General features: G+C 74.0%; 19 protein-coding genes and 1 pseudogene. 8 read left to right on the plus strand and 12 right to left on the minus strand.

Annotated features, from left to right (window positions below; all coding sequences use genetic code 11):
* The 7 genes from MCM47_RS24295 to MCM47_RS24325 all read right to left on the minus strand — a co-directional run.
* On the minus strand, window positions 1-458 hold a 458-nt coding region (locus MCM47_RS24295; RefSeq protein WP_238863824.1), incomplete at its 3' end, for an ATP/GTP-binding protein.
* Window positions 436-798, minus strand: a complete 363-nt coding sequence (locus MCM47_RS24300) for a DUF742 domain-containing protein (protein WP_238863058.1) — start codon at window positions 796-798, stop codon at window positions 436-438. The genes MCM47_RS24295 and MCM47_RS24300, both read right to left, overlap by 23 nt.
* Window positions 795-1,226, minus strand: coding sequence for a roadblock/LC7 domain-containing protein (locus MCM47_RS24305; RefSeq protein WP_238863057.1), 432 nt, complete (start codon window positions 1,224-1,226; stop codon window positions 795-797). Before MCM47_RS24305 ends, MCM47_RS24300 begins: the two co-directional genes overlap by 4 nt.
* Window positions 1,223-3,247, minus strand: coding sequence for an ATP-binding protein (locus MCM47_RS24310; RefSeq protein WP_238863825.1), 2,025 nt, complete (start codon window positions 3,245-3,247; stop codon window positions 1,223-1,225). Before MCM47_RS24310 ends, MCM47_RS24305 begins: the two co-directional genes overlap by 4 nt.
* Before the next feature lie 125 nt (window positions 3,248-3,372).
* The gene (locus MCM47_RS24315) at window positions 3,373-4,407 is read right to left on the minus strand and encodes an MBL fold metallo-hydrolase (protein WP_238863055.1); all 1,035 of its coding nucleotides are present in this window, start codon (window positions 4,405-4,407) and stop codon (window positions 3,373-3,375) included.
* Between the two features lie 252 nt (window positions 4,408-4,659).
* Window positions 4,660-5,406 carry a hypothetical protein gene (locus MCM47_RS24320; RefSeq protein WP_238863826.1) on the minus strand — a complete coding sequence of 249 codons (747 nt, stop codon included), beginning with the start codon at window positions 5,404-5,406 and terminating at the stop codon, window positions 4,660-4,662.
* Between the two features lie 121 nt (window positions 5,407-5,527).
* Entirely contained in the window at window positions 5,528-6,451 is a 924-nt protein-coding gene (locus MCM47_RS24325; protein ID WP_238863827.1) for a GNAT family N-acetyltransferase, read from the minus strand.
* A gap of 257 nt (window positions 6,452-6,708) precedes the next feature.
* On the opposite strand from MCM47_RS24325, the pseudogene MCM47_RS24330 reads away from it, so the two are divergent.
* The 3 genes and pseudogenes from MCM47_RS24330 to MCM47_RS24340 all read left to right on the plus strand — a co-directional run bounded on the left by MCM47_RS24330 (window position 6,709) and on the right by MCM47_RS24340 (window position 9,970).
* Window positions 6,709-8,002 (plus strand): annotated as a pseudogene (locus MCM47_RS24330) (DUF692 domain-containing protein).
* A gap of 47 nt (window positions 8,003-8,049) precedes the next feature.
* Window positions 8,050-9,096 carry a TIGR04222 domain-containing membrane protein gene (locus MCM47_RS24335; protein WP_238863828.1) on the plus strand — a complete coding sequence of 349 codons (1,047 nt, stop codon included), beginning with the start codon at window positions 8,050-8,052 and terminating at the stop codon, window positions 9,094-9,096.
* A gap of 88 nt (window positions 9,097-9,184) precedes the next feature.
* Window positions 9,185-9,970, plus strand: coding sequence for a TIGR04222 domain-containing membrane protein (locus MCM47_RS24340; protein ID WP_238863829.1), 786 nt, complete (start codon window positions 9,185-9,187; stop codon window positions 9,968-9,970).
* Between the two features lie 91 nt (window positions 9,971-10,061).
* On the opposite strand, the gene hemQ is transcribed toward MCM47_RS24340, so the two are convergent.
* The 3 genes from hemQ to hemE form a co-directional block, all read right to left on the minus strand.
* Window positions 10,062-10,787, minus strand: coding sequence for a hydrogen peroxide-dependent heme synthase (hemQ, locus tag MCM47_RS24345; RefSeq protein WP_238863830.1), 726 nt, complete (start codon window positions 10,785-10,787; stop codon window positions 10,062-10,064).
* Window positions 10,784-12,220: a protoporphyrinogen oxidase gene (gene hemG / locus MCM47_RS24350; RefSeq protein WP_238863831.1), complete on the minus strand. Its 1,437-nt coding sequence runs from the start codon at window positions 12,218-12,220 to the stop codon at window positions 10,784-10,786. Before hemG ends, hemQ begins: the two co-directional genes overlap by 4 nt.
* A gap of 339 nt (window positions 12,221-12,559) precedes the next feature.
* The gene (gene hemE / locus MCM47_RS24355; RefSeq protein WP_238864064.1) at window positions 12,560-13,573 is read right to left on the minus strand and encodes a uroporphyrinogen decarboxylase; all 1,014 of its coding nucleotides are present in this window, start codon (window positions 13,571-13,573) and stop codon (window positions 12,560-12,562) included.
* Between the two features lie 259 nt (window positions 13,574-13,832).
* Here hemE and MCM47_RS24360 point away from each other — a divergent pair, with 259 nt between their 5' ends.
* From MCM47_RS24360 to MCM47_RS24380, 5 genes are all read left to right on the plus strand, one after another.
* The gene (locus MCM47_RS24360; protein WP_238863832.1) at window positions 13,833-14,495 is read left to right on the plus strand and encodes a DUF3000 domain-containing protein; all 663 of its coding nucleotides are present in this window, start codon (window positions 13,833-13,835) and stop codon (window positions 14,493-14,495) included.
* A gap of 321 nt (window positions 14,496-14,816) precedes the next feature.
* Window positions 14,817-15,533 (plus strand): response regulator transcription factor, encoded by a 717-nt coding sequence (locus MCM47_RS24365; protein ID WP_238863833.1) that lies wholly within the window; start codon window positions 14,817-14,819, stop codon window positions 15,531-15,533.
* A 170-nt stretch (window positions 15,534-15,703) separates the two neighbouring features.
* Window positions 15,704-16,957, plus strand: a complete 1,254-nt coding sequence (locus tag MCM47_RS24370) for a ribonuclease D (RefSeq protein ID WP_238863834.1) — start codon at window positions 15,704-15,706, stop codon at window positions 16,955-16,957.
* 317 nt (window positions 16,958-17,274) lie between these two features.
* Window positions 17,275-18,519 carry an acetyl-CoA C-acyltransferase gene (locus tag MCM47_RS24375; RefSeq protein ID WP_238863835.1) on the plus strand — a complete coding sequence of 415 codons (1,245 nt, stop codon included), beginning with the start codon at window positions 17,275-17,277 and terminating at the stop codon, window positions 18,517-18,519.
* Between the two features lie 2 nt (window positions 18,520-18,521).
* Entirely contained in the window at window positions 18,522-20,651 is a 2,130-nt protein-coding gene (locus MCM47_RS24380; RefSeq protein ID WP_238863836.1) for a 3-hydroxyacyl-CoA dehydrogenase NAD-binding domain-containing protein, read from the plus strand.
* A gap of 169 nt (window positions 20,652-20,820) precedes the next feature.
* Here the strand turns inward: MCM47_RS24380 and MCM47_RS24385 are convergent, their stop codons facing one another.
* Together MCM47_RS24385 and dxs are read right to left on the minus strand one after the other, a co-directional pair.
* Window positions 20,821-22,338 (minus strand): glycosyltransferase family 39 protein, encoded by a 1,518-nt coding sequence (locus MCM47_RS24385; RefSeq protein ID WP_238863837.1) that lies wholly within the window; start codon window positions 22,336-22,338, stop codon window positions 20,821-20,823.
* Between the two features lie 126 nt (window positions 22,339-22,464).
* Window positions 22,465-24,378, minus strand: a complete 1,914-nt coding sequence (gene dxs / locus MCM47_RS24390; protein ID WP_238863838.1) for a 1-deoxy-D-xylulose-5-phosphate synthase — start codon at window positions 24,376-24,378, stop codon at window positions 22,465-22,467.
* Window positions 24,379-24,608 lie beyond the last annotated feature (230 nt).

The following is a 24,608-nucleotide window of genomic DNA, read 5'->3' on the forward strand; positions in this document are numbered from 1 at the left end:
TTGACGGCCACCGCGTAGGGCAGGCCCTGCTCCTCGACCATGTCCATGATCTCGAAGGAGTCCGCCAGCCGGCGGGTGTCGGCCAGCACCAGCGCGCCCACGGCGCCCCGGGCGATGTCCCGCCAGAGCGGGAAGAACCGGCGCTGTCCGGGTGTGCCGAACAGGTACAGCACCACCTGACCGGGCAGGGTGAGACGGCCGAAGTCGACCGCGACCGTGGTGGTGCGCTTGCCGGGCAGCAGCGCGGCGTCGTCTACGGGCGCCCCGGTCTCGGTCATCGCCTCCTCGGTGTGGAGGGTCGCGATCTCCGACAGGGTGCGGATCAGCGTCGTCTTGCCGACGCCGAACGGGCCGGCGACGACCAGCTTCATCAGGGTCTGGTCCCGGTCGGGCAGGTAGCCCACGCGGCTCGCCCGACCGGTGCGGTCGGCCGGGCTACCGGAGTGCGCGGAGTCCAACGAGGAGCCTCTCGACGATGGTGCGGTCGGTCTGCTGGGCACGGGGGATCGGGGCGCGGGCGCGCAGGCAGCCCGCCTCGACCAGATCGGCCGCGAGGAAGACGGTGGCACTGACCGGGAGCCGCAGGTGCGCGGCGGCCTCCACCACGGTCAGTGCGCCGGGCCTCAGCAGCTCCCACAGCCGCTGGTGCTCGGCCTCCAGCTCCGGCGACTCCGGCGACGGCGCGGTGCCCGTCGCGCACAGCACGGTGAGCCGCTCGAAACCGGCGGTGCCCGGCCGGGACCGGCCGCCGGTGGCCAGGTAGGCGGGGACCATCCGCCTGCGGGGGACGGCGGTCATGACCGCGCTGTCGCGTCCTGCCGCCTGGCCGGGCTCGCCAGGGCACGGCCGAGAGCGGCCACCTGGACCTGCATCTGGTACGCCACGTTGCCGAGCTGGGCCTCCGGGGTGGTGAACACCGCCAGCGAGGTGTTCTCGCCGGCCGGCACGACGATGGCGAAGCCCAGGTCGGACTCGACCACGGTCTGGGCCAGCCGCGGCTGTTCGACGTCGGTGAACGAGGTGGTGAACGCCCGGGAGGCGGCGTGCAGGGTGGCCGTCATCGCGGCGACCCGCTCGGCGGAGGCGCGGCCGAGGCCGTCGGAGGCGCCCTCGACCAGACCGTCACCGGTGGCGATGACCGCGTGCAGGACGCCCGGCAGCTCCAGCAGCGGGGTCAGCACCCACGAGATCTCGTCGGTGGCGGTGGGGCTGGTGGTGCTGCTCACTGCTCGGCTCCTTCGGGGGACGGGGCGGGACGGTGGCCGGTCCGGCCCGTACGGGCGGCGGCGGGGCCGGTGTGGTCGGCCCCGCCGCCGTCGGGGTCGCCGTGGTCGGCGGCCCGGGCGTCGGTGCTGGTCCTCGCAGTGAGGGGCTGCGTGGTGGTCGGTGCGGGGGCGGTGCCGGCCACGGGGGCCGGGTCGGTCGCGGGGGCGGTGCCGGCCACGGGAGCCGGGTCGGCAGCGGGGAGGGGGTCGGTCGCGGGGACGACCGTCGGGACGGGGGCCGGGTCGGCCACGGGGAGGGCAGCGGGGACGGGGTCGGCAGTGGCCCCACCGAGGGCTGCCGCCTCGTCGGCGGCTGCGGCCGCGGCGACGGCGGCCCGGCCGGAGCCGGTGCCCTGTTGCAGCGCCTGCCAGCGGGCGGCCGCCTGCTCGGGCGTCCGCGCGTCCGCCTCCGCCGGGTCGTCGGCCGCCGGAACCCGCGGCACAGACCCCGTCGCCGAGTCCGCCGCGGCCGCGCCGTCGGCGGGCTGCGGACGGTGGGCGAGCGGCTGCCGCCGGCGCCGGCTGGGCAGTCCGCTGCCGTCGTCCGCCACGGCGTGCACCGGCGGCACGACGTGCATGGCCGGCGCCTGCTCCCGGTCCGGCACCTCCTGCCCGCCGGGCTCGTCCGACCGGCCCCGCCGCGCGGGCAGCGCCTGCACGGTGGGGGCCGGGCCGGAGCCGGCCCGCAGCGGAAGCGGGGTGAGCACCGAGAGCGGCTGCGCACCGTCGACCACGGTCAGCAGCGCGGCCGGGATCCGCACGATGGTCCGCATGCCGCCGTACGGCGAGGGCTCGATGTGGCAGGCGAAGCCGTACTGCCGGGCGAGCTTGCCGACCACCGCGAAGCCGGTCTTCGGAGGGTTGCCCAGCTCGGTCAGCAGCACCTCGGACGGGCCGGCCAACAGGCGGCGGGCCCGGCCCAGCTGGTCCTCCTCCATCCCGATCCCGCTGTCGTCGACGATCACCAGCGCCCCGCGGCCGCCCTGCTGGACGGTGACCGGCACGTCCGTCTCCGGGTGCGAGTACGAGGTGGCGTTGGCGAGCAGCTCGGCGATGGTGATGGCGAGCGGCTCGGCGGCGCGGGCCACCACGGCCAGCCGGTTCTCCCGCAGGTGGTTGGCCACCTTGACGCGGGCGTAGCCGGGCACCCGGGAGAGCGCGCCGACCACCACCTCGGCCAGCGGCGAGTCGGTCCGGGCCAGGCCCGGCCAGGCCTCGCAGAGCACGGCGATGGTCTGGATCCGGCGCAGCGCGACCTCGTTGCGGAAGTCGACCTCCAGCAGCCGCGGATCGTCGTTGTCGTTCTGGAGCTGCTGGACGAGGCTCTGGATCTGGTAGAGCAGGGTCTGGATCTTGGAGGTGGCACCGCGCATCGCGGCCCGGGCGGCGGCGTCGACCCGCTCGCGCTCCTCGGTCACCGCGGCGGCCGAGGCGTCCAGCACGGCCTGCAGCAGCCGGACCGCCTCCGGGCCGACCGCCTCGGCGTCCAGCGGCCCGGCGGCGGGGGCGTTGGGGTGGCTGAGCCGCAGCGCGGCGGTGGCCACCCGTTCCTCGGCCAGGTGGCCGATCTCGGCCAGCAGCGCCGCGGTGCGCTCCTCGGCGGCCGCGCGCAGGCGCACGGCCTCGGCGGTGCGGTCCTCGGCGGCGCGGGCGTGCAGTTCGGCCTCGGCGGCCCGGTGCTCCGCCGCCGCGGTGCGCTGGTCCGCCTCGCGGACCCGGCCCTCGGCGGCCAGCGCACGGGTCTCGGCCCGCTTGGTCTCCTCGGTGACCCGGCGGGTGACCGCCTGCGCGTCGCGGAGCTGTTGCTCGCCCCGGGCCAGCCGGGCGTCGGCGGCGCGGGCGCGTTCCTCGCCGTGGGCGGCGGCCGTCTCGGCCGCGCCGGCACGGGCGAGGGCACGGGACCGTCCGCGGGCGAGGAGACCGGCCGCCGCGAGCGCGGCGACCGCCGTCACGGCCAGGGCGAGCAGCGCGATCTGCGTCATCGAAGTCCTCGGAGGTCCTCGGTCGAAGGGGCTGGAGGTGGAGCGGGGCCGCACCGGTGGCGCGGGGCGGGCCTTCGGGCGACTGCCCGGCCGGTCGGGCCGCGGCCCGACCGGCCGCAGCCCGATCAGGCAGGGGTGGCGGCGGCGTGCGCGGAACGCGGTCCCGCGGTGGCGCCGGTCTGTCCCGCCGACGCCTCGATCTCGCGGGCCACCAGCGCCACCTGGGTCATCGCCTCCAGCACGTTCGGCGCGGCGCTGCCGTCCAGGTGCCGGTACTCGGCGGACACGGTGAGCACCAGCCGCTCGGGCAGGCCCAGTTCGGGGTAGCGCTGCTCGGCGATGATCCGTCGGGCGGCGTCCAGCGCGGGCGTGCCCTCGGCGTGGAGTGCGTGCGCGCGCTCGCGGACGTGGGCGAGGTAGGCGATGTGCGCCTGGACGCCGGAGCGGTCGAGCACCGGGCCGTGGCCGGGGACGAAGATCTCCGCGCCGGTGGCCAGGGCCTGCTCGCAGGCGCCGATGATGTTCTCCAGCGGGCCGGACCAGTGCGAGGGGTGGTCACCGGGCTGCTCGGGCGTCGAGCCGAAGACCACGTCACCGGTGAACACGGTGCGCTGGTACGGCAGGTGGACCATCAGGTCGCCGCCGGTGTGCGCGGCGGGCAGACCGGTGATCTGCACGGGGTACTCCCCCACCCGCAGTTCCAGCTCGCCGCGGAAGACGGTCTGCGGGTGCACCGGCTCGGTCTGCGACCAGTCGAACTGTCCGAAATGCCGTTGCAGGTAGCCGCCGAGCGGAGAGTCGGGGTCACCGCCGGCGACCAGCGCGTGCTGCTGCTTCGGGGCCGGCTCGTAGTGGATGTGCTCCAGCGCCTCATGAGTGGCGATCACCTCGGCGTCGGGGAGCACGCCGGCGCCCCACAGGTGGTCGCCGTTGGCGTGGGTGACGACCACGCGGTCGACGTCGACGCCCTCGGGCAGCCGCTTGCGGCTCTCGGCGAGGAACTCCGCGGCGAGGGAGGGGTCGTAGGGGGTGTCGATCCAGAGCGCGGTCCTCGGCGAGGCCAGCAGACCGCAGTTGGCCAGCCCCCAGCCCCGCTTCGGCGGAAGCCACACGTACAGGTCTTCGGCGATCGCGCTCACGTTCGCGCGGCTGGTCGTCATGGGCGCGATTATGCCGATGATGTGACTGTGGTGAGGCGGAACCCCTGCGATTCCAGCCACTTCCCGCCCCGAACTCGCCCGACCCGTCCGGATTGTCCGTATCACGGTCCGGACCATTCTGCCCCATCGGCCGGGGCCGCGCGGTGGACGCCGGGGCCCGGTGGACGCCGTGCCCGGTGGCCCGGTGGACGCGAACGCCGGGGCCCGGTGGACGCCGTGCCCGGTGGCCCGGTGGACGCGGTGGCCCGGCCCTCACACCACCGGCAGCACCCGGCAGACCTCGACGGTCACGTCCACGGTGTCCAGGCCGATCACCCGGCCCTCGACCGCGGCGAATCCTTTCTCCCCCGACCGGAACAGTGCCGCCAGCGGCGACTTCCGGGTCGCCGCCGCCAGCGCCTCCACCGCCATCGCCGAGCCGAAGGCGAAGACCCCGCAGAGCACGACGCAGGGCGCGTGCCGGGGCGTCCGGGTCACGAAGACGAAGCCGTGGTCACGGATCAGCTCGTCGGCCGCGTTGTACTGCGCCTCGAAGGTCATCCCGCCCCACCGGGCCCGCGCCGCCTCCGGGTAGTCCATACGGAAGTCCGGGAAGGCGGCGCCGAGGACGCCCGCCGAGTACGTGTTGACGCTCGGCCCGCCGATCGAGAACGTCGGCATCCGCGGGTCCTGGGCACCCGCGGCGACCAGCTCGATCGTCGCCTTCCGGTTCACCTTCCTCAGCAGGTCTATGAGTTGGGCGATCGCGCGGGCCTCGGCCATCGGCATGAACAGCACGTTCCGCGGTCCCCGGCTGGTCAGCCGGCGGCCGTCCTTGGCGAAGGTGAACTCCGCCACCTCGATGCTCGGGGTGATGATCTGGACCCGGCCGTAGGGCGCGAGCAGCGCCCGCAGGAAGCCGTACTGCAGGAACAGCCGGGTGCGGGCGAGGGAGCGGGCCGCCAGGAAGCCGATCACGGCCGGAACGAACCCGACCAGGACCTGAAGCAGGATCTCCATACCATCCCCCGCGCGGAAGTCGGGCACGAACTGTCTGCCGTGAGGTGATGCCCCGTCGGACAGCGGTGATGCGTGGGAGACCCGCGGTGATGCGTGGGAGTCGGACCGGTGCGGCGCCGGATCAGCAGTCGAGCCGCTTGGTGAACTTCCGCTCGCTCGCGCACCGCTCGTAGCCGAGCCAGGCGTTGATCGCCAGCATCGGCGCGTTGGTCGCGTCGTTGCTCGTGTACGCGCGGCGGTAGCCGGCCTCCCGGGCCCGGCGCAGCGACTCCAGCTTGGCCGGCTTGGTCAGCCCGCGGCCGCGGAACGCCCGTCGGCAGGCGGTGAACGCCGACCAGTACCGGTCCGCGCCGTCCGTCCGAGCCGCGCTGAAGGCGACCGGCTCGCCGTCCACCACGGCCACCACGGTGAGGTCGCGGTCGAGGTCCGGACGGGCCCAGTCGCCGTTCAGGAACTCCTCGTAGTCCGCGGCGTCCATCTCGACCTCACCGGGCTCGTCGCGGATCGCGTCCGCCTCGACCAGGAAGATCGGGTACGGGTCGTCCGCCCAGTCGCTCGCCGGGCGCAGTTCCACACCGTCGGGCAGTGCGGGGGCCTCGGGCAGCGGCAGGGCGAGGTCCCGGCCCGCGAAGTGCGCCAGCCGGCCCTCGGTGTAGCCGCGGGCGGTCGCGAAGGCCAGCGACCCGGGCTCCTCGTCCACCCAGCTGTGCACCTCCACCACGCCGTGCCCCGCCAGGTGCCGCTCCGCCGCCGCCAGCAGGGCGGTGAACGCGCCGCGCCGGCGGTACTCGGGCAGCACGCTGCCGTTGGCGTAGCCGATGCCCCGGGTCGTCGTCCCGGTGACCACCCCGCAGCGGACCGAGCCGACCACCCGGCCGTCCACTTCCGCGACCAGGCAGCGGTAGTGCGCACCCTCGGGCTGGTGACCGTTCAGCCAGGCGAAGACCTCGGGCGTCAGCACCAGGTGGTCGCGCCCGGCCCGGTGGGCGGCCGCAGCGGCCTCGGCGTCGCCGGCGCGGAAGTCACGGATCGTCAGTGTCGTCATAGGGGCCACACGATAGGCCTCGAATGACCCTGTTCGCCTCCTAATATCGGCTCCCACCTGCGAGGACGGGCCGAGCGCCGGGATAGGATCGCGGTCCCGGGGCCGACAAGCTCAAATAATCCTCTGAGAAGACCGGATGAGGCTTGGCAGGCTCCCCGCCCGGGGACATCCTCAGCAGCACGGCCCGGTCCGGCCCTGGCGACGATGCCCGCGCCGACCGACGGCTTCCCACCCAGCCCTCAGAAGGGGGCGCACCGATGACTTCCCCTGCCCCGAGCGCGCCCACCCGCGGCGCGGCCCTCGGCGTCGGCCTCGGCTGGCGCAGCGAGATCGACGTCGTGGTCGAGCGCCAGCCGGGTCTGGACTGGGTCGAGGTGGTCGCCGAGAACGTCTGCGCCGGCCATCTGCCCGAGTCGCTGCAGATCCTGCGGGCGCGCGGCGTGACCGTCGTCCCGCACGGCGTCGCGCTCGGCCTCGGCGGCGCCGACCGGCCCGACCCGGACCGGCTCGGCAGGCTCGCCGAGACCGCTACCGCGCTCGGCTCGCCGCTGGTCACCGAACACCTGGCGTTCGTCCGGGCCGGCGGCCTGGAGGCCGGGCACCTCCTGCCGGTGCCGCGTTCCCGGGACGCCCTCGCGGTCGTCACCGAGAACGTCCGGATCGCGCAGGACCACTTGCCGGTGCCGCTGGCGCTGGAGAACATCGCCGCCCAGCTGGCCTGGCCGGACGACGAGCTGACCGAGGGCCAGTTCCTCGCCGAGCTGGTCGAGCGCACCGGCGTCCGGCTGCTGATCGACGTCGCCAACCTGCACACCAACCGGGTCAACCTGGGCCTGGACCCGGCCGCCGAGCTGGACCGCCTGCCGCTGGAGGCGCTCGCCTACGTCCACGTGGCGGGCGGGCAGCTGGTGGACGGCGTCTGGCACGACACCCACGCCCACCCCGTCACCCAGCCGGTGCTGGAGGTGCTCGCCGAGCTCTGCGCCCGGGTGGACCCGCCCGGCGTCCTGCTCGAACGGGACGCGAACTTCCCGCCGCCGGCCGAGCTGGCCGAGGAACTGGACGCCATCCGGGCCGTGCTGGCCGGGGCCGGGCGCCGTGGCTGACGCCGCGGTCCGGGACGCGACCGCCGCCCGCGCCCGGCTCGCCCGCCGTCAGGAGGCCCTGCTGGCCGCCCTGGTGGCCGGCGGCCCGGTGCCGGACGGCTTCGACCCGGCCCAGGTCCGCAGCCAGGCCGCCGCACTGGCCGCCAAGCGCCGCGACACCGTCGTCAAGGTGGCGCCGGAGCTGCCCCGGCTGCTCGGTCGGCCCTACGGACCGCTCTTCCTGGCCTACGCGGCCGCGCACCCGCAGACCGGCGGGTACCGCGCCGACGCCCGGGCCTTCGCCGCCTGGGCGCTGGCCGACACCGCACCGGAGGCCGGCGGGCGGCTCGGCCCCGAACAGCGCCGGGCCCTGGAGCAGTGGCTCCACGGCCCCGCCGCCGAACAGCGACCCGGGCCGCTCGCCCGCCTGGGCCGGGCGCTGCTGCCCGGCCGGCACCGGCCCTGACCCGACATCCCTACTCGTCGCACCGTTTCACCATCCGGGGGACAACCATGTGGCACAACGCCTACTTCCTCGTACCCACCGTGCTGCTGACGGCGGCCGTGCTCCACGCGTCGCAGACCAGGCAACTGGTCAAGCGGGTCCCGCAGGCCAAGGGCCTGCCCGGCCGCGGACTGCCGCTGCTGGACGCCGCGTTCCTGGCCGGCGGTCCCGGCCGGGTCTTCGACACCGCGCTGGTCCGGATGCACCAGGCCGGCCTGGTCGTGGTCAACCGCGGCGGTCTGGTCACCCTCACCACCGGCCGACCGTACGACGCCGTGGACCTCGCCGTCATCGAGGCGATCGGGCCCGGCAAGCAGCGCGAACTCGCCCCGCTGCGGCGTGCGGTGATGCGCTCGGCGGCCGTCCAGGAGCTGGGCGACAAGCTCGCCGACCGCGGCCTGCTGCGCAATCCGCAGCGGATGGCCCGCGCCCGGGCGGCGCACCGGCGGATCTGGTTCGCCCTGCTGGCCGTGGTGCTCACCACCGGCCTCGCCTACCTGCTCGATCGGGGCGACGCGGAGCGCCCGGCGCTCTGGTTCCCGCTGCTCCTCGTGGCCGTCGGACTGGTCTCGCTGGTCGCCACGCGCCCGTTCAAGGGCCGGATCACCCCTGCCGGAGTGCGCCAGCTCGCTCTGATGTCCACCGCCGGCAACCCGTGGAAGCCCAGCGCCGGGCTCTCGTCGGCCAACAGCGGCCTGCTGCTCGGGGCGGTCGCCCTCGGCGGGCTGGCCGCGGCCGGGCTCGGCGACGAGGAGCTCCAGGAGGCGATGCTCGCGGCGGCCGCCGCCGACGAGCAGGCCCGGGCGTTCGCCGCCGGATCGCTCTCCTCCTCGTCCTCGTCCCCCTCCTCGTCCTCGTCCTCCTCGTCCTCCTCCTCGTCCTGTGGCGGCGCGGCCACCTGGTGCGGCTCCTCCTCCGACTCGGGCTCCTCCCCGTCGAACTGCGGCAGCAGCAGCTGCGGCTCCTCGTCGTCGAGCTGCAGCTCCAGCTCCAGCAGCTGCGGATCCTCCTCCAGCTGCGGCTCCAGCTGCGGGGGCGGCGGCTGCGGCAGCTGAGCCCGGCGGGACCGGCCCGCGTCACAGTTCGGTATCGCGATTCGAAAGTCAGTTCCGCACCCGCCGACCACCGGACTACAACAAGCCCATGTGGTTGCTCTTCCTGATCCCGGCCTGCGCCGCCGCGGTGCTCTCCTGCATCCGGCTGGTCCGGATGACCGCCACCGCCGACGCGCTGGCGGGGCAGGAGGGCCCCCGGCCGCCCGAGGCGGTCGGGATCGGGCTGTACGAGACGGCGTACCTGGCCGGCGGCCCGGACCGGGTGGTCGAACTGGCCCTGGTGCTGATGGCCTCCCGGGGCCGGCTTCACCTCGCCCACACCGGCTGGACCACCGTCGTCGACCCGCGGGGCCGCAGCCGGCTGGAGCGGGCCGTCGTGGCCGCCGTCGGGCCGGAGGGCCAGTGCCGCACCGACGAGCTGCGCCGGGCGATGGCGGTTCACCCCACCGTGCTGGAGATCGGCAGCCGGCTCTCGCTGGCCGGCCTGGCGACACCCGCGGCCGTGCAGCGGCACACCGTGCTGGCGGTCCGCCAGGTCCGGCAGGCGCTGCTGCTCTCGGTGCTGATGCTGGCCGCCGCCCTGGTCGTCGGCGGCCTCGCGGACGGCAGCGCCTCGGCGGCGCTCGCCTGGTTCTCGCTGCCGCTGGTGCTGACCTCCGGCACGCTCCTGATGGCCCGCGTCGACGTCTACCCGTACACCCGCTGGGCCTCCCCGATCGGCCAGGAGGTGCTGCGCGAGGTCCGGCCGCAGCGCCAGCACGGCCTCACCGACGACGACGAGCGTGAACTCCTCACCGCCGTCGCGATGCTCGGCTCCGCCGCCCTCCCCGACGCGCGCCTGCGCGCCGCCCTGCGGCCGCACCGCCACTACTGATCGGGCCGCGACCGGGGCCGGGCCCCGGACACGCCGAAGGCCCGGCTCCCCGGGGGCGGTTCCCCGGGACCGGGCCTTCGCCGGAGCGCGGTCAGACCAGGCCGTTGAGCAGCTCGCTGACCGGCTTGCGGCGGCCGGTGAAGAACGGCACCTCCTCGCGGACGTGCAGCCGGGCCCGGGACGGGCGCAGGTCGCGCATCAGGTCGACGATCCGGTGCAGCTCGTCGGCCTCGAAGGCGAGCAGCCACTCGTAGTCGCCGAGCGCGAACGAGGCCACCGTGTTGGCCCGCACGTCCGGGTAGCCGCGCGCCATCTGGCCGTGCTCGGCGAGCATCGCGCGCCGCTCGGCGTCCGGCAGCAGGTACCACTCGTAGGAGCGGACGAACGGGTAGACGCAGACGTAGTCGCGCGGCCGCTCGTCGGCGAGGAACGCCGGGATGTGCGACTTGTTGAACTCGGCCGGGCGGTGCAGCGCCATGTTCGACCAGACCGGCTCCAGCACCCGGCCCAGGCCGGTGCGGCGGAAGCGGTTGTACGCCTCCTGCAGGTCGTCCGAGTCGGCCGCGTGCCACCAGACCAGGATGTCGGCATCGGCGCGCAGACCGGACACGTCGTACGTGCCGCGCACGGTGACGTCCTTCGCGGCGAGCTGGGCGAACAGCTCGTCCACCTCGGCGGCCAGCGCGGTGCGGTCCTCGGGCAGCTCGCCCTTGAGCTTGAACACCGACCACATGGTGTAGCGGATGACCTGGTTCAGGTCGCGGGCCTTCTTCTTCTCGGGCTGCTGCTCCGGCTGCCGCTCAACGGTCTCAGTCATGCGCCCATTGTCCTCTCCGTGACGTGTTCCCCGGTCGGCGGGGTCAACAGTTCGTCGAGCTCGGCGACGGCCGCCCGCGCGCTGGCGATGCAGGCCGGGATGCCCACGCCGTCGTACGCGGCCCCGCAGAGCGCCAGCGCGCCCGTCCGGGCGGCGGCCGCCCGGATCCGCCCCACCCGGTCGAGGTGGCCGACCGGGTACTGCGGCAGGCCCGCGCCCCAGCGGGTCACCGCGGTGTCGTACGGCCGGGCGGTGAGGCCGATCGCCTCGCCCAGGTCGGCCAGCGACTGCGCCACCAGCTCCTCGTCCGGGAGCTCCAGCGGCTGCTCCTCGCGCAGCCGGCCGAGCGAGGTACGCAGGAGGAAGGCGTCCGGGGCTGAACGCTCCAGCCAGCCCCACTTGTTGGACGAGAAGGTGGAGGCCTTGATCCGGCGCCCGTCCACCGGCGGCACCAGGAACCCGCTGCCGGGCGGCGCCTCGGGCAGGTCGGCCCGCCGGAACGCCATGGTGACCAGCGCCATCCCCGCGTACTCGATGCCGTCCAGCTCGGCGGCGGCCGCCGGCGCGTCGGCCTTCAGCAGCCGGGCCGCGGCCGGCGCGGGCACGGCCAGCACCACGGCGTCCGCGTGCAGCACCTCGCCGCCGCCGGTCACCACCCGCCAGCCGTCCGGGGTGCGCCGCAGCTCCTCCACGGCGGTGCGGGTGCGCAGCTCGGCGCCGGCCGCGACGCAGGCCGCGGCGACCGCCTCGGGCAGGGTGCCGAGGCCGCCGCGCAGGCCCTGGAAGACCGGGGTCGCGGCGGTCTGCGGGCGGGTGGCCAGCGCGTGCACGCCCTCGACCAGCGAGCCGCCGCCGCGGGCGACGGCCAGCAGCTGCGGCACGGCCACGCGCAGCGAGATCTCGTCCGCGTGCCCGGCGTAGACGCCACCGAGCAGCGGCTCGACCAGCCGGTCCACCACCTCGCGGCCCAGCCGGTCGGCGACGAACCGCCCGATCGCCACGTCGTCGGCGACGGCCTCGCCGGCGGCCTCGTGCCGGGCCCGCTCCAGTCCCTCGGGCGTGAGCACCCCGGAGGCTTCGAGCGCGTCGAGGTCGCCGGGGACGCCCATCACCTGGCCGCCGGGCAGCGGGCGCAGCGCGCCGCGGGTCCAGATCGCGGCCCTGGCGGTGGTCGGCGGCTCCAGCTCCGCGCCCAGCCCGACCGCCTGGGCCAGCTCGACCGCCTCCGGCCGCCGCGCCAGCATCGACTCGGCCCCGAGGTCCACCCGGACCCCGCCGACCTCTCCGCCGCGCAGTTTGCCGCCGACCCGTTCGGACGCCTCCAGCAGCGTCACCCGGGCCCGCGGGGGCTCACCCGCGGCCCCACTCAGAAACGCGGCGGCGGCCAGCCCTGCGACCCCGCCACCGATCACCACGACCTGTGCTTGCGCCATGCCCCGCAGTCTTGCAGGTCCTTACACCAACGACTCAATCCGCCCGCTTCGTCCGCTTCGGCACCGGCACCAGGGCGTCGAGGTCGATGTCGACCGGGAACGGCACGGGACGCTTCAGCCGGCCCCGGATGGGCGGGTCCGGTCGGGCCGGGGGTCCGAACACCGGATCCGGGCGCCGGCCGGGGCGGAGCGCCTGCCGAGCCCGCGCGAGGAGGCGGACGGGGAGCGCGGGGACGTCCGGAAGCGCACCAATGCGGCGGTGGCGGGCCCTCCCCTCGGAAGGAGCCCGCCACCGGGTCGTGTCGACCGTACGGCCCTACCGGCCGCGCCGGCCGGGCGTCACCGGGCGCTGGCCTCGTGCACGAACTCGACCAGCCGGCTGAGCGCGTCCGGGTCCATGCTCGGGAGCACGCCGTGGCCGAGGTTGAAGATGTGACCGCTGGTGCCGAGCGCCTGGGCGGCGTGCAGCACCTCGCGGGCCTTGGTCTCGACGGCCTTGGTCGGCGCGAACAGCACCGCCGGGTCGAGGTTGCCCTGCAGGCCCTTGCCGGGGCCGACCCGCTCGGCGGCCACGTTCAGCGGCACCCGCCAGTCGACGCCGACGATGTCCGCACCGGCCTGGCCCATGAGGCCCAGCAACTCGCCGGTGCCGACGCCGAAGTGGATCCGCGGCACGCCGTAGTCGGCCACCGCGTCGAACACCTTGGTGCTGGCGGGCATCACCGAGCGGCGGTAGTCGTCCGGGGCGAGCGAGCCGACCCAGGAGTCGAAGAGCTGGACCGCCGAGGCGCCGGCCTCGATCTGCACCTTGAGGAAGGCGGAGGTGATGTCGGCCAGCCGGTCGACCAGGGCGGCCCAGAGCTCGGGCTGCCCGTACATCATGGCCTTGGTGTTCTCGTGGTTCTTGGACGGGCCGCCCTCGACCAGGTAGCTGGCCAGCGTGTAGGGGGCGCCGGCGAAGCCGATCAGCGGGGTGGAGCCGAGCTCGTCGACGAGCAGGCCGACCGCCTCGGTGATGTAGGGGACGTCGTCCGGCTCCAGCGGGCGGAGCCGCCGGAGGTCCTCTGCGGTCCGGATCGGATCGGCGATGACCGGGCCGATGCCGGGCTTGATGTCGACGTCGATGCCGATCGCCTTGAGCGGCACCACGATGTCGCTGAAGAAGATCGCCGCGTCCACCTTGTGCCGGCGCACCGGCTGCAGGGTGATCTCCTTGACCAGCTCGGGCCGCATGCAGGACTCCAGCATGGGGATGCCCTCGCGGACCTTCAGGTACTCGGGCAGCGAGCGGCCCGCCTGGCGCATGAACCAGACCGGCGTGTGCGGTACCGGCTCGTGCCGGCAGGCGCGCAGGAACGCCGAGTCGTTCGCGGCCCCGCGGCGCGCGGAGGGCTGCTGGCCGGGGGCGGCGCCGGCCGGGGCGTCTGCCCGGGTGGCCGCCGTGGTGTCTGCCGTAGTCTCGCTCACGGTTCAAATCTTCGCACGCGCCCCGCACCGTCCCCTCCGGGCGGGCTCGTCGGTTCCTCCAAGATCTGGCCGGTTTGCCGTCCCGGCACGCCGCGCGGGCAGAAGTTGCGGCGATTACCCGCGTTTTCGACCTAGTCTTCGGGTCATGGCAGCGGTCGGCGGGCACCCAGCGCAGGGTGGCGGAACAGGTGGCGGGACGGGTCGGGAGGCGGCACCGAGCGAGTTCCGGGCCGCGGTCGAGGCTCTGCGGGGGGCGCGGCTGCGCCCCGAGGTCGAGCTCTCCCCCGCTCCGGCGCCCCGTCGGCTCGCCCCGCACGCCTTCGCGCTGACCGCCGCGGTGGAGGTGGACGGCGAGGAGCTGGCCGACGGCCGGCTGGTGCTGCTCCACGACCCGGCCGGGCAGGAGGCCTGGAACGGGGACTTCCGCGTGGTGACGATGACCCGCGCCGAGCTGGAGCCCGAGATGGCCGGCGACCCGATGCTCTCCGAGGTCGGCTGGGCCTGGCTGCTGGACGCGTTGCAGGCGCACGGCGCCGGGTACGCGGAGCCGTCCGGCACGGTGACCAGGTGCGCCTCGCAGTACTTCGGCGCTCTGGCGGACCGCGCGTCGTCCACCGAGATCGAGATCCGGGCCTCCTGGACGCCGGCCGACCGTCGGTTCGAGCGGCACCTCGCGGCCTGGGGGGACCTGCTCTGCATCAGCGCCGGCCTGCCGCCGGCCGCCGCCGCACCGCAGCCCGCGGCCGACGTGCCGTCACTCGGCGGAGTGGTCCCGATGCCCGCCCGCCGGCGTCCGCGCTCGCACTGACGGGTGGCGTCCCGGCCGGTCGGCGCCGGCGTGGCCCGGCGCCACCCCCAGGGCTGACAGAGTGTGACTTCGGATCAGCTCCGCGTCAATTAACCGGTCAAGCTCGACCGATTTGCTCCGGATCTGATCGATTTTGTGCGAATTCCAGGCATGTCGCATCAGTCACCTGCGCGATTTGTCCGTATTGTTACTCACTAGATCGTGATCTTTCGCTAAAGCCGGGCACGGTAGCTGCCGAAGCAGACTGTGACCCTTTCCGAACGCGGAACACTCCGACCGCCCCCATCGGGGTTCCGTCCGCCACTCCCCGCAGGAGGCCTGGTGTCGGTCCTTCTTGAGCACCCCGCAAACGTGGTCGCCTACCGTCCGACCAAGCCCACCGCCATGGTGGTCATCGCCGATCCCCGCGTCCGCAACACCGTCACCCGCCACCTCTGGGCGCTCGGCGTCCGGGACGTGATCGAGGTGTCCTCGATCGCCGAGGCCCGCCCCCGGGTCTCCACCCCGCGCGACATCTGCGTCGCCGACGTGCACCTGCCGGACGGCTCCGGGCTGACCATCCTGGCCGAGACCCGCGCCGCGGGCTGGCCCAACGGCCTGGCGCTCTCCGCCGCCGACGACATCGGCGCGGTGCGCAGCGCGCTGGCCGGCGGCGTCAAGGGCTACGTGGTCACCGGCACCCGCACCAACGTCGCCATGCCCGGCCGGCCCGGCCTGCCGCTCGGCACCGGCGGCCTGGCCGGCCGGATGCGCCGTCCCGGCATGCCGGGCGTGCCGGGTGCGGCCGGCGTGCCGGGCGCACCCGGAGCCCCCGGTGCGCCGGGCGCGCAGCAGGCCGCCTACCGGGAGCTCTCCGGCCGCGAGGTCGAGGTGCTGAGGCTGGTCGCCGAAGGGCAGTCGAACAAGGCCATCGGCGTCGCGATGGGACTGTCCGCACTCACCGTCAAGAGTCACCTCGCCCGCATCGCCCGCAAGCTGGGCACCGGGGACCGGGCCGGCATGGTCGCGGTCGCGCTGCGCACCGGCATCATCCACTGATCACCCGGTAGGACCGCTGCGGCGGTCTTGGAGGAACGTTCCTTCAGGACCGCCGCAGCCGTCGTGTCCGACCCCGGTCGCGGCTGCGCGAGCGCAAGGGCATATGCGGACTCCCGGTCTGACCAGTCCGACAACACTCCCGGCCGCGAGGACCGTCGTACCCTTGGTGGGTGACCGACGCCGTAGCAGCCATCCCAGAAGAAGCAGCCCCGGTCCCGCTCCTCGAACCGAAGGAGGGGATCCCGCCGGTGGTGGCGGACGAGCGGGCGCTGGCCGCCGTCGTCGCCGCCTTCGCCGCGGGTACCGGACCGGTCGCCGTCGACGCCGAGCGGGCCTCCGGCTACCGCTACGGGCAGCGGGCGTACCTCATCCAGCTGCGCCGCGCGGGCGCCGGGACCGCGCTGATCGATCCGATCGCCTGCCCCGACCTGACCGCGCTGGGCGGGGCCCTGGCGGACACCGAGTGGGTCGTGCACGCGGCCACCCAGGACCTCCCCTGCCTCGCCGAGGTCGGCATGCGCCCGAAGCTGCTGTTCGACACCGAGCTGGCCGGCCGGATCGCCGGCTTCGCCCGGGTCGGCCTCGGGCCGATGACCGAGAGCGTGCTCGGGCTGAGCCTCGCCAAGGAGCACTCGGCGGTCGACTGGTCCACCCGGCCGCTGCCCGAGCCGTGGCTGCGCTACGCCGCTCTGGACGTCGAGGTGCTGGTCGAGCTGCGCGACGCACTCGAACAGGAGCTGGACGCCCAGGGCAAGCTCGGCTGGGCGATGGAGGAGTTCGCCGCCATCGCCGCCGCGCCCCGCCCGGCGCCGCGCACCGACCCCTGGCGCCGTACCTCCCAGCTGCACAAGGTCCGCCGGCGCCGCCAGCTGGCCGTGGTGCGCGAGCTCTGGCTCGCCCGCGACCGGATGGCGCAGGAGCGCGACGTCTCGCCGGGCCGGGTGATCTCCGACGCCGCGATCGTCAACGCCGCGCTGGCCATGCCGCTCAACCTCGCCGGACTGCAGGCCGTCCAGGGCTTCGGGCCGCGGGTGCACCGGCGGCAGCTGGAGCAGTGGCTGGCCGCCGTGCAGCGGGGCCGGGAGGTCCCGGAGAACCAGCTGCCGCCGGCCACCGCCGCGCACGACGGCCCGCCGCCGCCGCGCGCCTGGGCCGAGAAGGACCCGGTGGCGGCCGCCCGGCTGTCCGGGGCCCGGGCCGCGGTCACCGAGCTGGCCGAGGCCCACAACCTCCCGGCCGAGAACCTGATCACCCCGGACCTGGTCCGCCGCGTCTCGTGGGAGCCGCCGGCCGACCCGAGCGCCGCCAACGTGGCCGCCGCGCTGCGCCGGCTCGGCGCCCGGCAGTGGCAGGTCGCGCTGGTGGCCCCGGTGATCGCGGCGGCCTTCGCCAAGGCCGCGGCCCAGCCACCGCAGGCCGGCTGAGGCCGCCCGGCGCCCCCGGGCAGCGGCCGCCACAGCACCGCCACACCGCCGCCACCGTGCGGCCACAGCACACCGAAGGGGATGTCGTCCGGGGACGGCATCCCCTTCGCCGTCCCCGGACGCCGTCCCCGCGGACCTGCACAGGTCTCCTGGGGGGACGTGTCGGGGGACACATCCGCAGATCCGGCCGCCGGGCCTGGGCAGGTTGGTTACCGGCGGGTAGCATGACCGTGAAGCGGCGCCGCTCACGTCCCGACTGCGACGGACGGCGGCAGCCTGCCCACCTCAACCTGTTGGTCCCTGGGAGGAGAGCCCCCGTGCCTCGTACCGCGAGGGACGTCGTCTTCGTCGATGGCGTCCGCACCCCGTTCGGCAAGGCCGGCCCGAAGGGCATCTACCACGAGACGCGCGCCGACGACCTCGTCGTCAAGTGCATCCGGGAGCTCGTGCGCCGTAACCCGAACCTGCCCGTCGAGCGGATCGACGAGGTCGCCATCGCGGCCACCACGCAGATCGGTGACCAGGGTCTGACCATCGGCCGCACCGCGGCCCTGCTGTCCGGCCTGCCGAAGTCCGTTCCGGGCTACGCGATCGACCGCATGTGCGCCGGCGCGCTGACCGCCGTGACCACCACCGCCGGCGGCATCGCCTTCGGCGCGTACGACGTGGTCGTGGCCGGCGGTGTCGAGCACATGGGCCGCCACCCGATGGGCGAGGGCGTCGACCCGAACCCGCGCTTCGTCTCCGAGAAGCTCGTCGACGAGTCCGCCCTGTTCATGGGCATGACCGCGGAGAACCTGCACGACCGGTTCCCGCACATCACCAAGGAGCGCTGCGACGCCTACGCCGTGCGCTCGCAGGAGAAGGCCGCCAAGGCCTACGCCAACGGCGACATCCAGCCGGACCTGGTGCCGATCTCGATCCGCAACACCAACCCCGAGGTCGGCGAGACCGGCTGGGGCCTGGCCACCGTGGACGAGCCGCTGCGCCCGGGCACCACGATGGAGTCCCTGGCCGGCCTGAAGACCCCGTTCCGCCCGCACGGCAACATCACCGCGGGCAACTCGGCCGGTCTGAACGACGGTGCCACCGCCTCCCTGCTGGCCGCCGAGGACGTCGCCGAGGAGCTCGGCCTCCCGGTCAAGATGCGCCTGGTCTCGTACGCCTTCGCGGGCGTCGAGCCCGAGGTGATGGGCATCGGCCCGGTGCCGGCCACCGAGAAGGCGCTGGCCAAGGCCGGTCTGACCATCGACGACATCCAGGCCTTCGAGGTCAACGAGGCCTTCGCCGTCCAGGTGCTGGCCTTCCTCGACCACTACGGCATCGCGGACGACGACGAGCGGGTCAACCCGTTCGGCGGCGCGATCGCCTTCGGCCACCCGCTGGCCTCCTCCGGCGTGCGCCTGATGAACCAGCTGGCGCGCCGCTTCGAGCAGCGCCCGGACGTCCGCTACGGCCTCACCACGATGTGCATCGGCTTCGGCATGGGCGGCACCATCATCTGGGAGAACCCCCACTGGAGCGGAGCGACCCAGCAGACCGAGCCCGAGGGCGGTAAGTGACCATGAGCACCACGACCGAGCTGCTGACCCGTGGCGCCGAGCTGTTCCCCGGCGAGGTCGTCACCACCGCCCACGTCCGCCACCTGGACCTGCCGCTGCAGGCCGGCAAGCTGGCGCTGATCACCCTGGACAACGGCTTCGACCACACCAAGCCGACCACCTTCGGCCCGGGCTCGCTGCTGAAGCTGGAGGCGGCGCTGGACCAGGTCGAGGCCGAGGCCGCCGAGGGCGGGATCGTCGGCGTCGCCATCACCGGCAAGCCGTTCATCTTCGCGGTCGGCGCCGACCTCAAGGGCGTCGAGCTGCTCAAGGAGCACGCGGACGCGCTGGCCATCGGCAAGGGCGGCCACGAGGTCTTCAAGCGGATCGCCGCGCTGCCGGTCCCGTCCTTCGCGTTCTACAACGGCGCGGCGATGGGCGGCGGCGTCGAGGTCGGCCTGCACTGCACCTACCGCACGGTCAGCGCGGGCGTTCCGGCCTTCTCGCTGCCGGAGGTCTTCCTGGGCCTCGTCCCCGGCTGGGGCGGCTGCACCATCCTGCCGAACCTGATCGGTCCGGCGAAGGCCGTCAAGGTCATCATCGAGAACTCGATGAGCCAGAACAAGCAGCTCAAGGGCAAGGACGTCTTCGAGCTCGGCATCGCCGACGCGATCTTCGAGCCGGCCGACTTCCTGGAGCAGTCGCTGCTCTGGGCCGCCAAGGTCCTCAAGGGCGACGTGGTCGTCGAGCGCGAGGAGATCGACCGCGGCAAGGCCTGGGACGACGCCGTCGCCTGGGGCCGCCTGGTCGCCGACGCCAAGGTGCACGGCGCCGCGCCGGCCGCCTACAAGGCGCTGGACATCATCGCCCAGGTCAAGGACGAGGACCTGCAGGCGGGCTTCGACGCCGAGGACGCGGCCCTGGCCGAGCTCATCATGGGCGGCGAGCTGCGCAGCGGCATCTACGCCTTCAACCTGGTGCAGCGCCGGGCCAAGAAGCCGTTCGGCGCCCCGGACAAGTCGCTGGCCCGCCCGGTCACCAAGGTCGGCGTCGTCGGCGCCGGTCTGATGGCCTCGCAGCTGGCGCTGCTGTTCGCCCGCCGCATGGAGGTGCCGGTGGTCCTCACCGACATCGACCAGGAGCGCATCGACAAGGGCGTCGGCTACGTCCACGCCGAGATCGACAAGCTGCTCGGCAAGGGCCGGATCGGCCAGGACAAGGCCAACCGCCTCAAGGGCCTGGTCACCGGCTCGCTCGACAAGGCCGTCGGCTTCGCGGACGCGGACTTCGTGATCGAGGCCGTGTTCGAGGAGATGGGCGTCAAGCAGACCGTCTTCGCCGACCTGGAGAACGTGGTCTCGCCGACCTGCGTGCTGGCGACCAACACCTCCTCCCTGTCGGTCACCGAGATGGCCTCGAAGCTGAAGCACCCCGAGCGGGTCGTCGGCTTCCACTTCTTCAACCCGGTCGCGATCCTGCCGCTGCTGGAGATCGTCCGCGGCGAGCAGACCGACGACGCCTCGCTGGCCACCGCCTTCGGCGTCTCGAAGAAGCTGAAGAAGACCGCGGTGCTGTGCAAGGACGCCCCGGCGTTCGTGGTGAACCGGATCCTGACCCGCTTCATGGGTGAGATCCAGGGCATCATCGACGAGGGCACCCCGATCGCCACGGTCGAGAAGGGCGTCGAGCCGCTCGGCCTGCCGATGTCCCCGATCATGCTGCTGGAGCTGGTCGGTCCGGCCATCGCGCTGCACGTCTCGGAGACCCTGCACGGCGCCTTCCCGGAGCGGTTCACCGTCTCCGAGAACCTCGCCAAGGTGGTCAAGGCCGGCAAGCGCGGCTTCTACACCTGGGTCGACGGCAAGCAGGTGCTCGACCCCGAGGTGCTGGAGCTGCTCTCCTTCGGCGACAGCGTGCTGACCGAGGAGCAGGTCCTCGCGCGCGCTCTGGACGCCGTGGCGCAGGAGATCGGCCTGATGCTGGACGAGGGTGTCGTCGGCGAGGCCCAGGACATCGACCTCTGCATGATCACCGGTGCCGGCTGGCCCTTCCACCTGGGCGGGATCACCCCGTACCTGGACCGTGAGGGCGTCTCGGAGCGGGTGAACGGCAAGCGGTTCCTCGCCCCGGGTGTGGCCTCGGTGCCCGCCTAGCAGTGGTACGGAAGGGCCCCGGTGACCTGATGGTCGCCGGGGCTCTTCTCGTGTCCGCGGGGGCGGCTGCCGGGCGTCCGTGCACGGGCGGCGCTCCTGTGCACCGGCGGCGGGCGCCCGGCGCCGGGCGGGCCACTGCGCCGCGTCGGGCCCCGGCGCCGGGCGAGCCTCAGCGCTTGAGGCGGTAGACCACGGTGTCGGCGAAGACGCCGACCATCTCGTAGTGGGTGTCCAGCAGGTTCTCGATCTTCGGGATCTGGGTGGGCTGGTACGGCGCGAGGCCGGAGTCGTCCACGACCACCTCGGGCAGGCCGTTGTCGACCAGTTCCTTGTCGAAGGTCTGCCAGGCGTTGCTGACGCTGAACTGCTCGCCCACGTTGAGGCTGCCGTCCTTGCCGCCGCTGTAGTTGGTCAGGAAGCCCGCGGTCAGGTAGCGGGTGGCCGGCTTCCGGTCGGCCAGCCAGTACAGCTCGGGGTGCATGCCCCAGACCAGCACGGTGTCCTTGGGGGTGGTCTGCGCGGCGACCGCGGTGGCCACCTCGGTGGTCCGGTCCAGCCGCTCCCCCGGCCAGGCCAGCGCCAGCGTCCAGAAGGCCGTCGCGGCGACCGTGGTGTACACCAGGACGGGCTTCCAGCGGATCGCCGAGGTGGCCACCGCGCCCGTGCCCAGCAGCACCAGCGGCGGCATCAGCTGCAGGTAGTAGTGGCCGAAGAAGTGGAAGCCCACGCTGACCGCGACGGCCGAGGAGAGCAGCCAGACCCAGAGGTCGGTGCTGGAGCCGTGCTCCTCCCCGGCGACCGGCAGCGGCCGGTGCCGGTGCTTGAGCCAGAGCCGGCGGCCGACCGGCAGCAGGAAGCCCAGCCCGGCCGCGGCCAGGATCGCCGAGTTGCCCAGCGCCCGGCCGATCATCTGCAGCCAGGCGCCGCCGAAGGAGGCGTAGTCGCCGCTGCCGGTGACCACCCAGAACAGGAAGCCCTTGGGCTTGGTGAGGATCACCGCGACCAGCGCTATCGGCAGCGTGAACCCGAAGCCGATCTTGAACAGCGCCGGCGGCCAGCGCACGCCGCGCCGGCGGGCGTCCTGGAAGAGCATCCAGAGCACCGGCAGCAGCACCGCGCCGCCGGTCTGCTTGGTCAGCGAGCAGAGCGCCACCGCGATGCCCGCGGCCAGCCACCGGCGCCGCTCGGCGTACCGGAAGGCCGCCACCATGGCGGGCAGCATGAAGACCTCGAAGGTCGCCGCCTGGGTGTCCTCCGGCGAGAGCCCGATGGAGACCAGCAGGTAGAGCAGGCCCGCACCGGCGCCGGCCCGGTTCCCCCAGCGGCCGCGGGCGATCGAGGCCAGCAGGATCGCGGTGACCAGGTGGGCGGCCACCGCCAGGGTGCGCAGCGGCCAGAGCGAGGCCGAGCCGAAGACCGCGAAGCAGGCCTGGTAGAGCCAGGGCAGCAGCGGCGGCTTCCGGTCGACCACGGTGTCGTACAGCACGCCGCCGTCGGCCAGCATCCGGGCCTGGGTGGCCAGGAAGCCCTCGTCGGGGCTCCAGACCGGGCGCACGAAGGACGGGATGTGGGTGACGAGCGCGACCAGGGCCAGCACCGGCACCAGCCTCGTCCAGTAACCCTGGCGGACGCGGTCGGGCAGGCGCTCGGCGAGCCCGGCGAGGCGGGGGCGGGTGGGGGTCGGCACGGATGACAACCTACCGGGCGGGATCGGCGCGGGCTGCGCCGGTCCCGCCTTTCGATGCGATTATCAGCCCGTTCCCCCGGCAACTGTTGCCCAGTTGTCGAAAACGGCGGCGGTGGGCCGAACGGGTCAGGCCTCGACGGCCGCCACGTCCAGACGGGCGAGCCGGGAGACCAGGGCGGTCACCCGGCGGGCGATGTCCGGGCCGTTGAGGCCGATCTCGGCGAGGATCTCGCCCCGCGAGGCGTGGTCCAGGAACTCCTGCGGGATGCCGAAGTCACGCAGCGGGACGTCCACCTCGGCGTCGCGCAGCGCCTGGGCGACCGCGGCGCCCACGCCGCCGACCCGGCCGTTGTCCTCGATGGTGACGACCGCGCGGTGCTCGGCGGCCAGGCCCGGCAGGGCCGGGTCGACCGGCTTGACCCAGCGCGGGTCCACCACGGTCGAGGTGATGCCCTGGGCGGCCAGCAGGTCGGCCACCTCCAGGCTGGTCTGGGCCATCGCGCCGATCGAGACGATCAGCACGTCGGCGCGGCGGCCCTCGGTGCCGTCCTCGTCGGCGCGCAGCACGTCCATGCCGCCGATCCGGCCGACCGCGGGGACGGCCGGGCCGACCGTGCCCTTGGAGTAGCGCACCACGGTCGGGGCGTCCTTGACCTCGACGGCCTCGCGCAGCTGGGCGCGCACCTGGTCGGCGTCGCGCGGGGCGGCCATCCGCAGGCCCGGGACGACCTGGAGGATCGACATGTCCCACATGCCGTTGTGCGAGGCGCCGTCGGTGCCGGTGACGCCGGCCCGGTCCAGCACGAAGGTGACGCCGAGCTTGTGCAGCGCGACGTCCATCAGGACCTGGTCGAAGGCCCGGTTGAGGAAGGTCGCGTAGACCGCGAAGACCGGGTGCAGGCCGTTGGTGGCGAGGCCGGCCGCGCTGGTGACGGCGTGCTGCTCGGCGATGCCGACGTCGAAGATGCGGTCCGGGAACGCCTTGGCGAAGGGCGCGAGCCCGACCGGGTGGAGCATCGCGGCGGTGATGCCGACGATGTCCTCGCGCTCGTGGCCGAGCGCGACCATCTCCTCGCCGAAGACCGAGGTCCAGTCCTTGCCCGAGCTCTTCACCGGCAGGCCGGTGTCCGGGTGGATCACCCCGACCGCGTGGAAGCGGTCCTCCTCGTTGTTCTCGGCGGCGTGGTAGCCGCGGCCCTTCTCGGTGAGGCAGTGCACGATCACCGGGCCGCCGAAGCCGCGCGCCTTGGTGAGCGCGGACTCCAGTGCGGTGAGGTCGTGGCCGTCGATCGGGCCGATGTACTTGAGGCCGAGGTCCTCGAACATGCCCTGGGGGGCGATGAAGTCCTTGAGGCCCTTCTTGGCGCCGTGCAGCGTGTCGAACAGCTGCTGGCCGACCACCGGAGTGCGCTGCAGGGCGTCCTTGCCCCAGGACAGGAAGCGCTCGTAGCCCTGGGTGGTGCGCAGCGTGGCGAGGTGGTTGGCCAGGCCGCCGATGGTCGGGGAGTAGGAGCGCTCGTTGTCGTTGACGACGATGACGACGGGCAGGTCCTGGGCGTCGGCCAGGTTGTTGAGCGCCTCCCAGGCCATGCCGCCGGTGAGCGCGCCGTCGCCGATGACGGCGACGACCGGGTCCGACTTGCCGAGGATCTTGTTGGCCTTGGCCAGGCCGTCGGCGTAGGAGATGACGGTGGAGGCGTGCGAGTTCTCGATCACGTCGTGCTCGGACTCGGCGCGCGAGGGGTAGCCGGACAGGCCGCCGCTCATCTTCAGCCGGGAGAAGTCCTGGCGGCCGGTGAGCAGCTTGTGGACGTAGCTCTGGTGGCCGGTGTCGAAGAGGATGCGGTCGCGCGGCGAGTCGAAGACCCGGTGCAGCGCGATGGTGAGCTCCACCACGCCGAGGTTGGGGCCGAGGTGGCCGCCCGTCTTGGAGACCTCCGTCACCAGGAAGGTCCGGATCTCCTCGGCCAGGGTGGCCAGCTGTGCGGGCGTGAGCCGGTCGAGATCGCGCGGTCCCCGAATGCGGGTCAGCAGGGCCACCCGTTCCTCCTCGTTCAAAGTCGCGGACCGCGGGCGGTCCGGCGGGCGTCGCTGCCCGGTGTGCCGGCGCGCTCCGACGCTCGTCTCGGTCGGTGCCGACCGGTCGAGTCTAATGTCCGCCCACCGGACGCCTTGCGGGGTGCCCGGTGCCGTACCGCGGTAACCCCCCTCATCCCTGCGGTTCTCGCCGCGAAGCCGGGCGTGGCGGCCCGCGCGGCGGCTCCCGGGGG

The sequence above is a fragment of the Kitasatospora sp. A2-31 genome, from assembly GCF_022288725.1.
GTDB lineage: Bacteria > Actinomycetota > Actinomycetes > Streptomycetales > Streptomycetaceae > Kitasatospora.

What these genes read in the sequence shown, in the direction of transcription:
- MCM47_RS24360 (WP_238863832.1), top strand. Translation starts at nt 13,833, where the DNA reads ATGGCAGCGGTCGGCGGGCACCCAGCGCAGGGTGGCGGAACAGGTGGC.
- MCM47_RS24320 (WP_238863826.1), bottom strand. Translation starts at nt 5,406, where the DNA reads ATGGAGATCCTGCTTCAGGTCCTGGTCGGGTTCGTTCCGGCCGTGATC.
- hemQ (WP_238863830.1), bottom strand. Translation starts at nt 10,787, where the DNA reads ATGACTGAGACCGTTGAGCGGCAGCCGGAGCAGCAGCCCGAGAAGAAG.
- MCM47_RS24300 (WP_238863058.1), bottom strand. Translation starts at nt 798, where the DNA reads ATGACCGCCGTCCCCCGCAGGCGGATGGTCCCCGCCTACCTGGCCACC.
- hemG (WP_238863831.1), bottom strand. Translation starts at nt 12,220, where the DNA reads ATGGCGCAAGCACAGGTCGTGGTGATCGGTGGCGGGGTCGCAGGGCTG.
- MCM47_RS24340 (WP_238863829.1), top strand. Translation starts at nt 9,185, where the DNA reads ATGTGGTTGCTCTTCCTGATCCCGGCCTGCGCCGCCGCGGTGCTCTCC.
- MCM47_RS24310 (WP_238863825.1), bottom strand. Translation starts at nt 3,247, where the DNA reads ATGACGCAGATCGCGCTGCTCGCCCTGGCCGTGACGGCGGTCGCCGCG.
- MCM47_RS24315 (WP_238863055.1), bottom strand. Translation starts at nt 4,407, where the DNA reads ATGACGACCAGCCGCGCGAACGTGAGCGCGATCGCCGAAGACCTGTAC.
- MCM47_RS24380 (WP_238863836.1), top strand. Translation starts at nt 18,522, where the DNA reads ATGAGCACCACGACCGAGCTGCTGACCCGTGGCGCCGAGCTGTTCCCC.
- MCM47_RS24325 (WP_238863827.1), bottom strand. Translation starts at nt 6,451, where the DNA reads ATGACGACACTGACGATCCGTGACTTCCGCGCCGGCGACGCCGAGGCC.
- MCM47_RS24335 (WP_238863828.1), top strand. Translation starts at nt 8,050, where the DNA reads ATGTGGCACAACGCCTACTTCCTCGTACCCACCGTGCTGCTGACGGCG.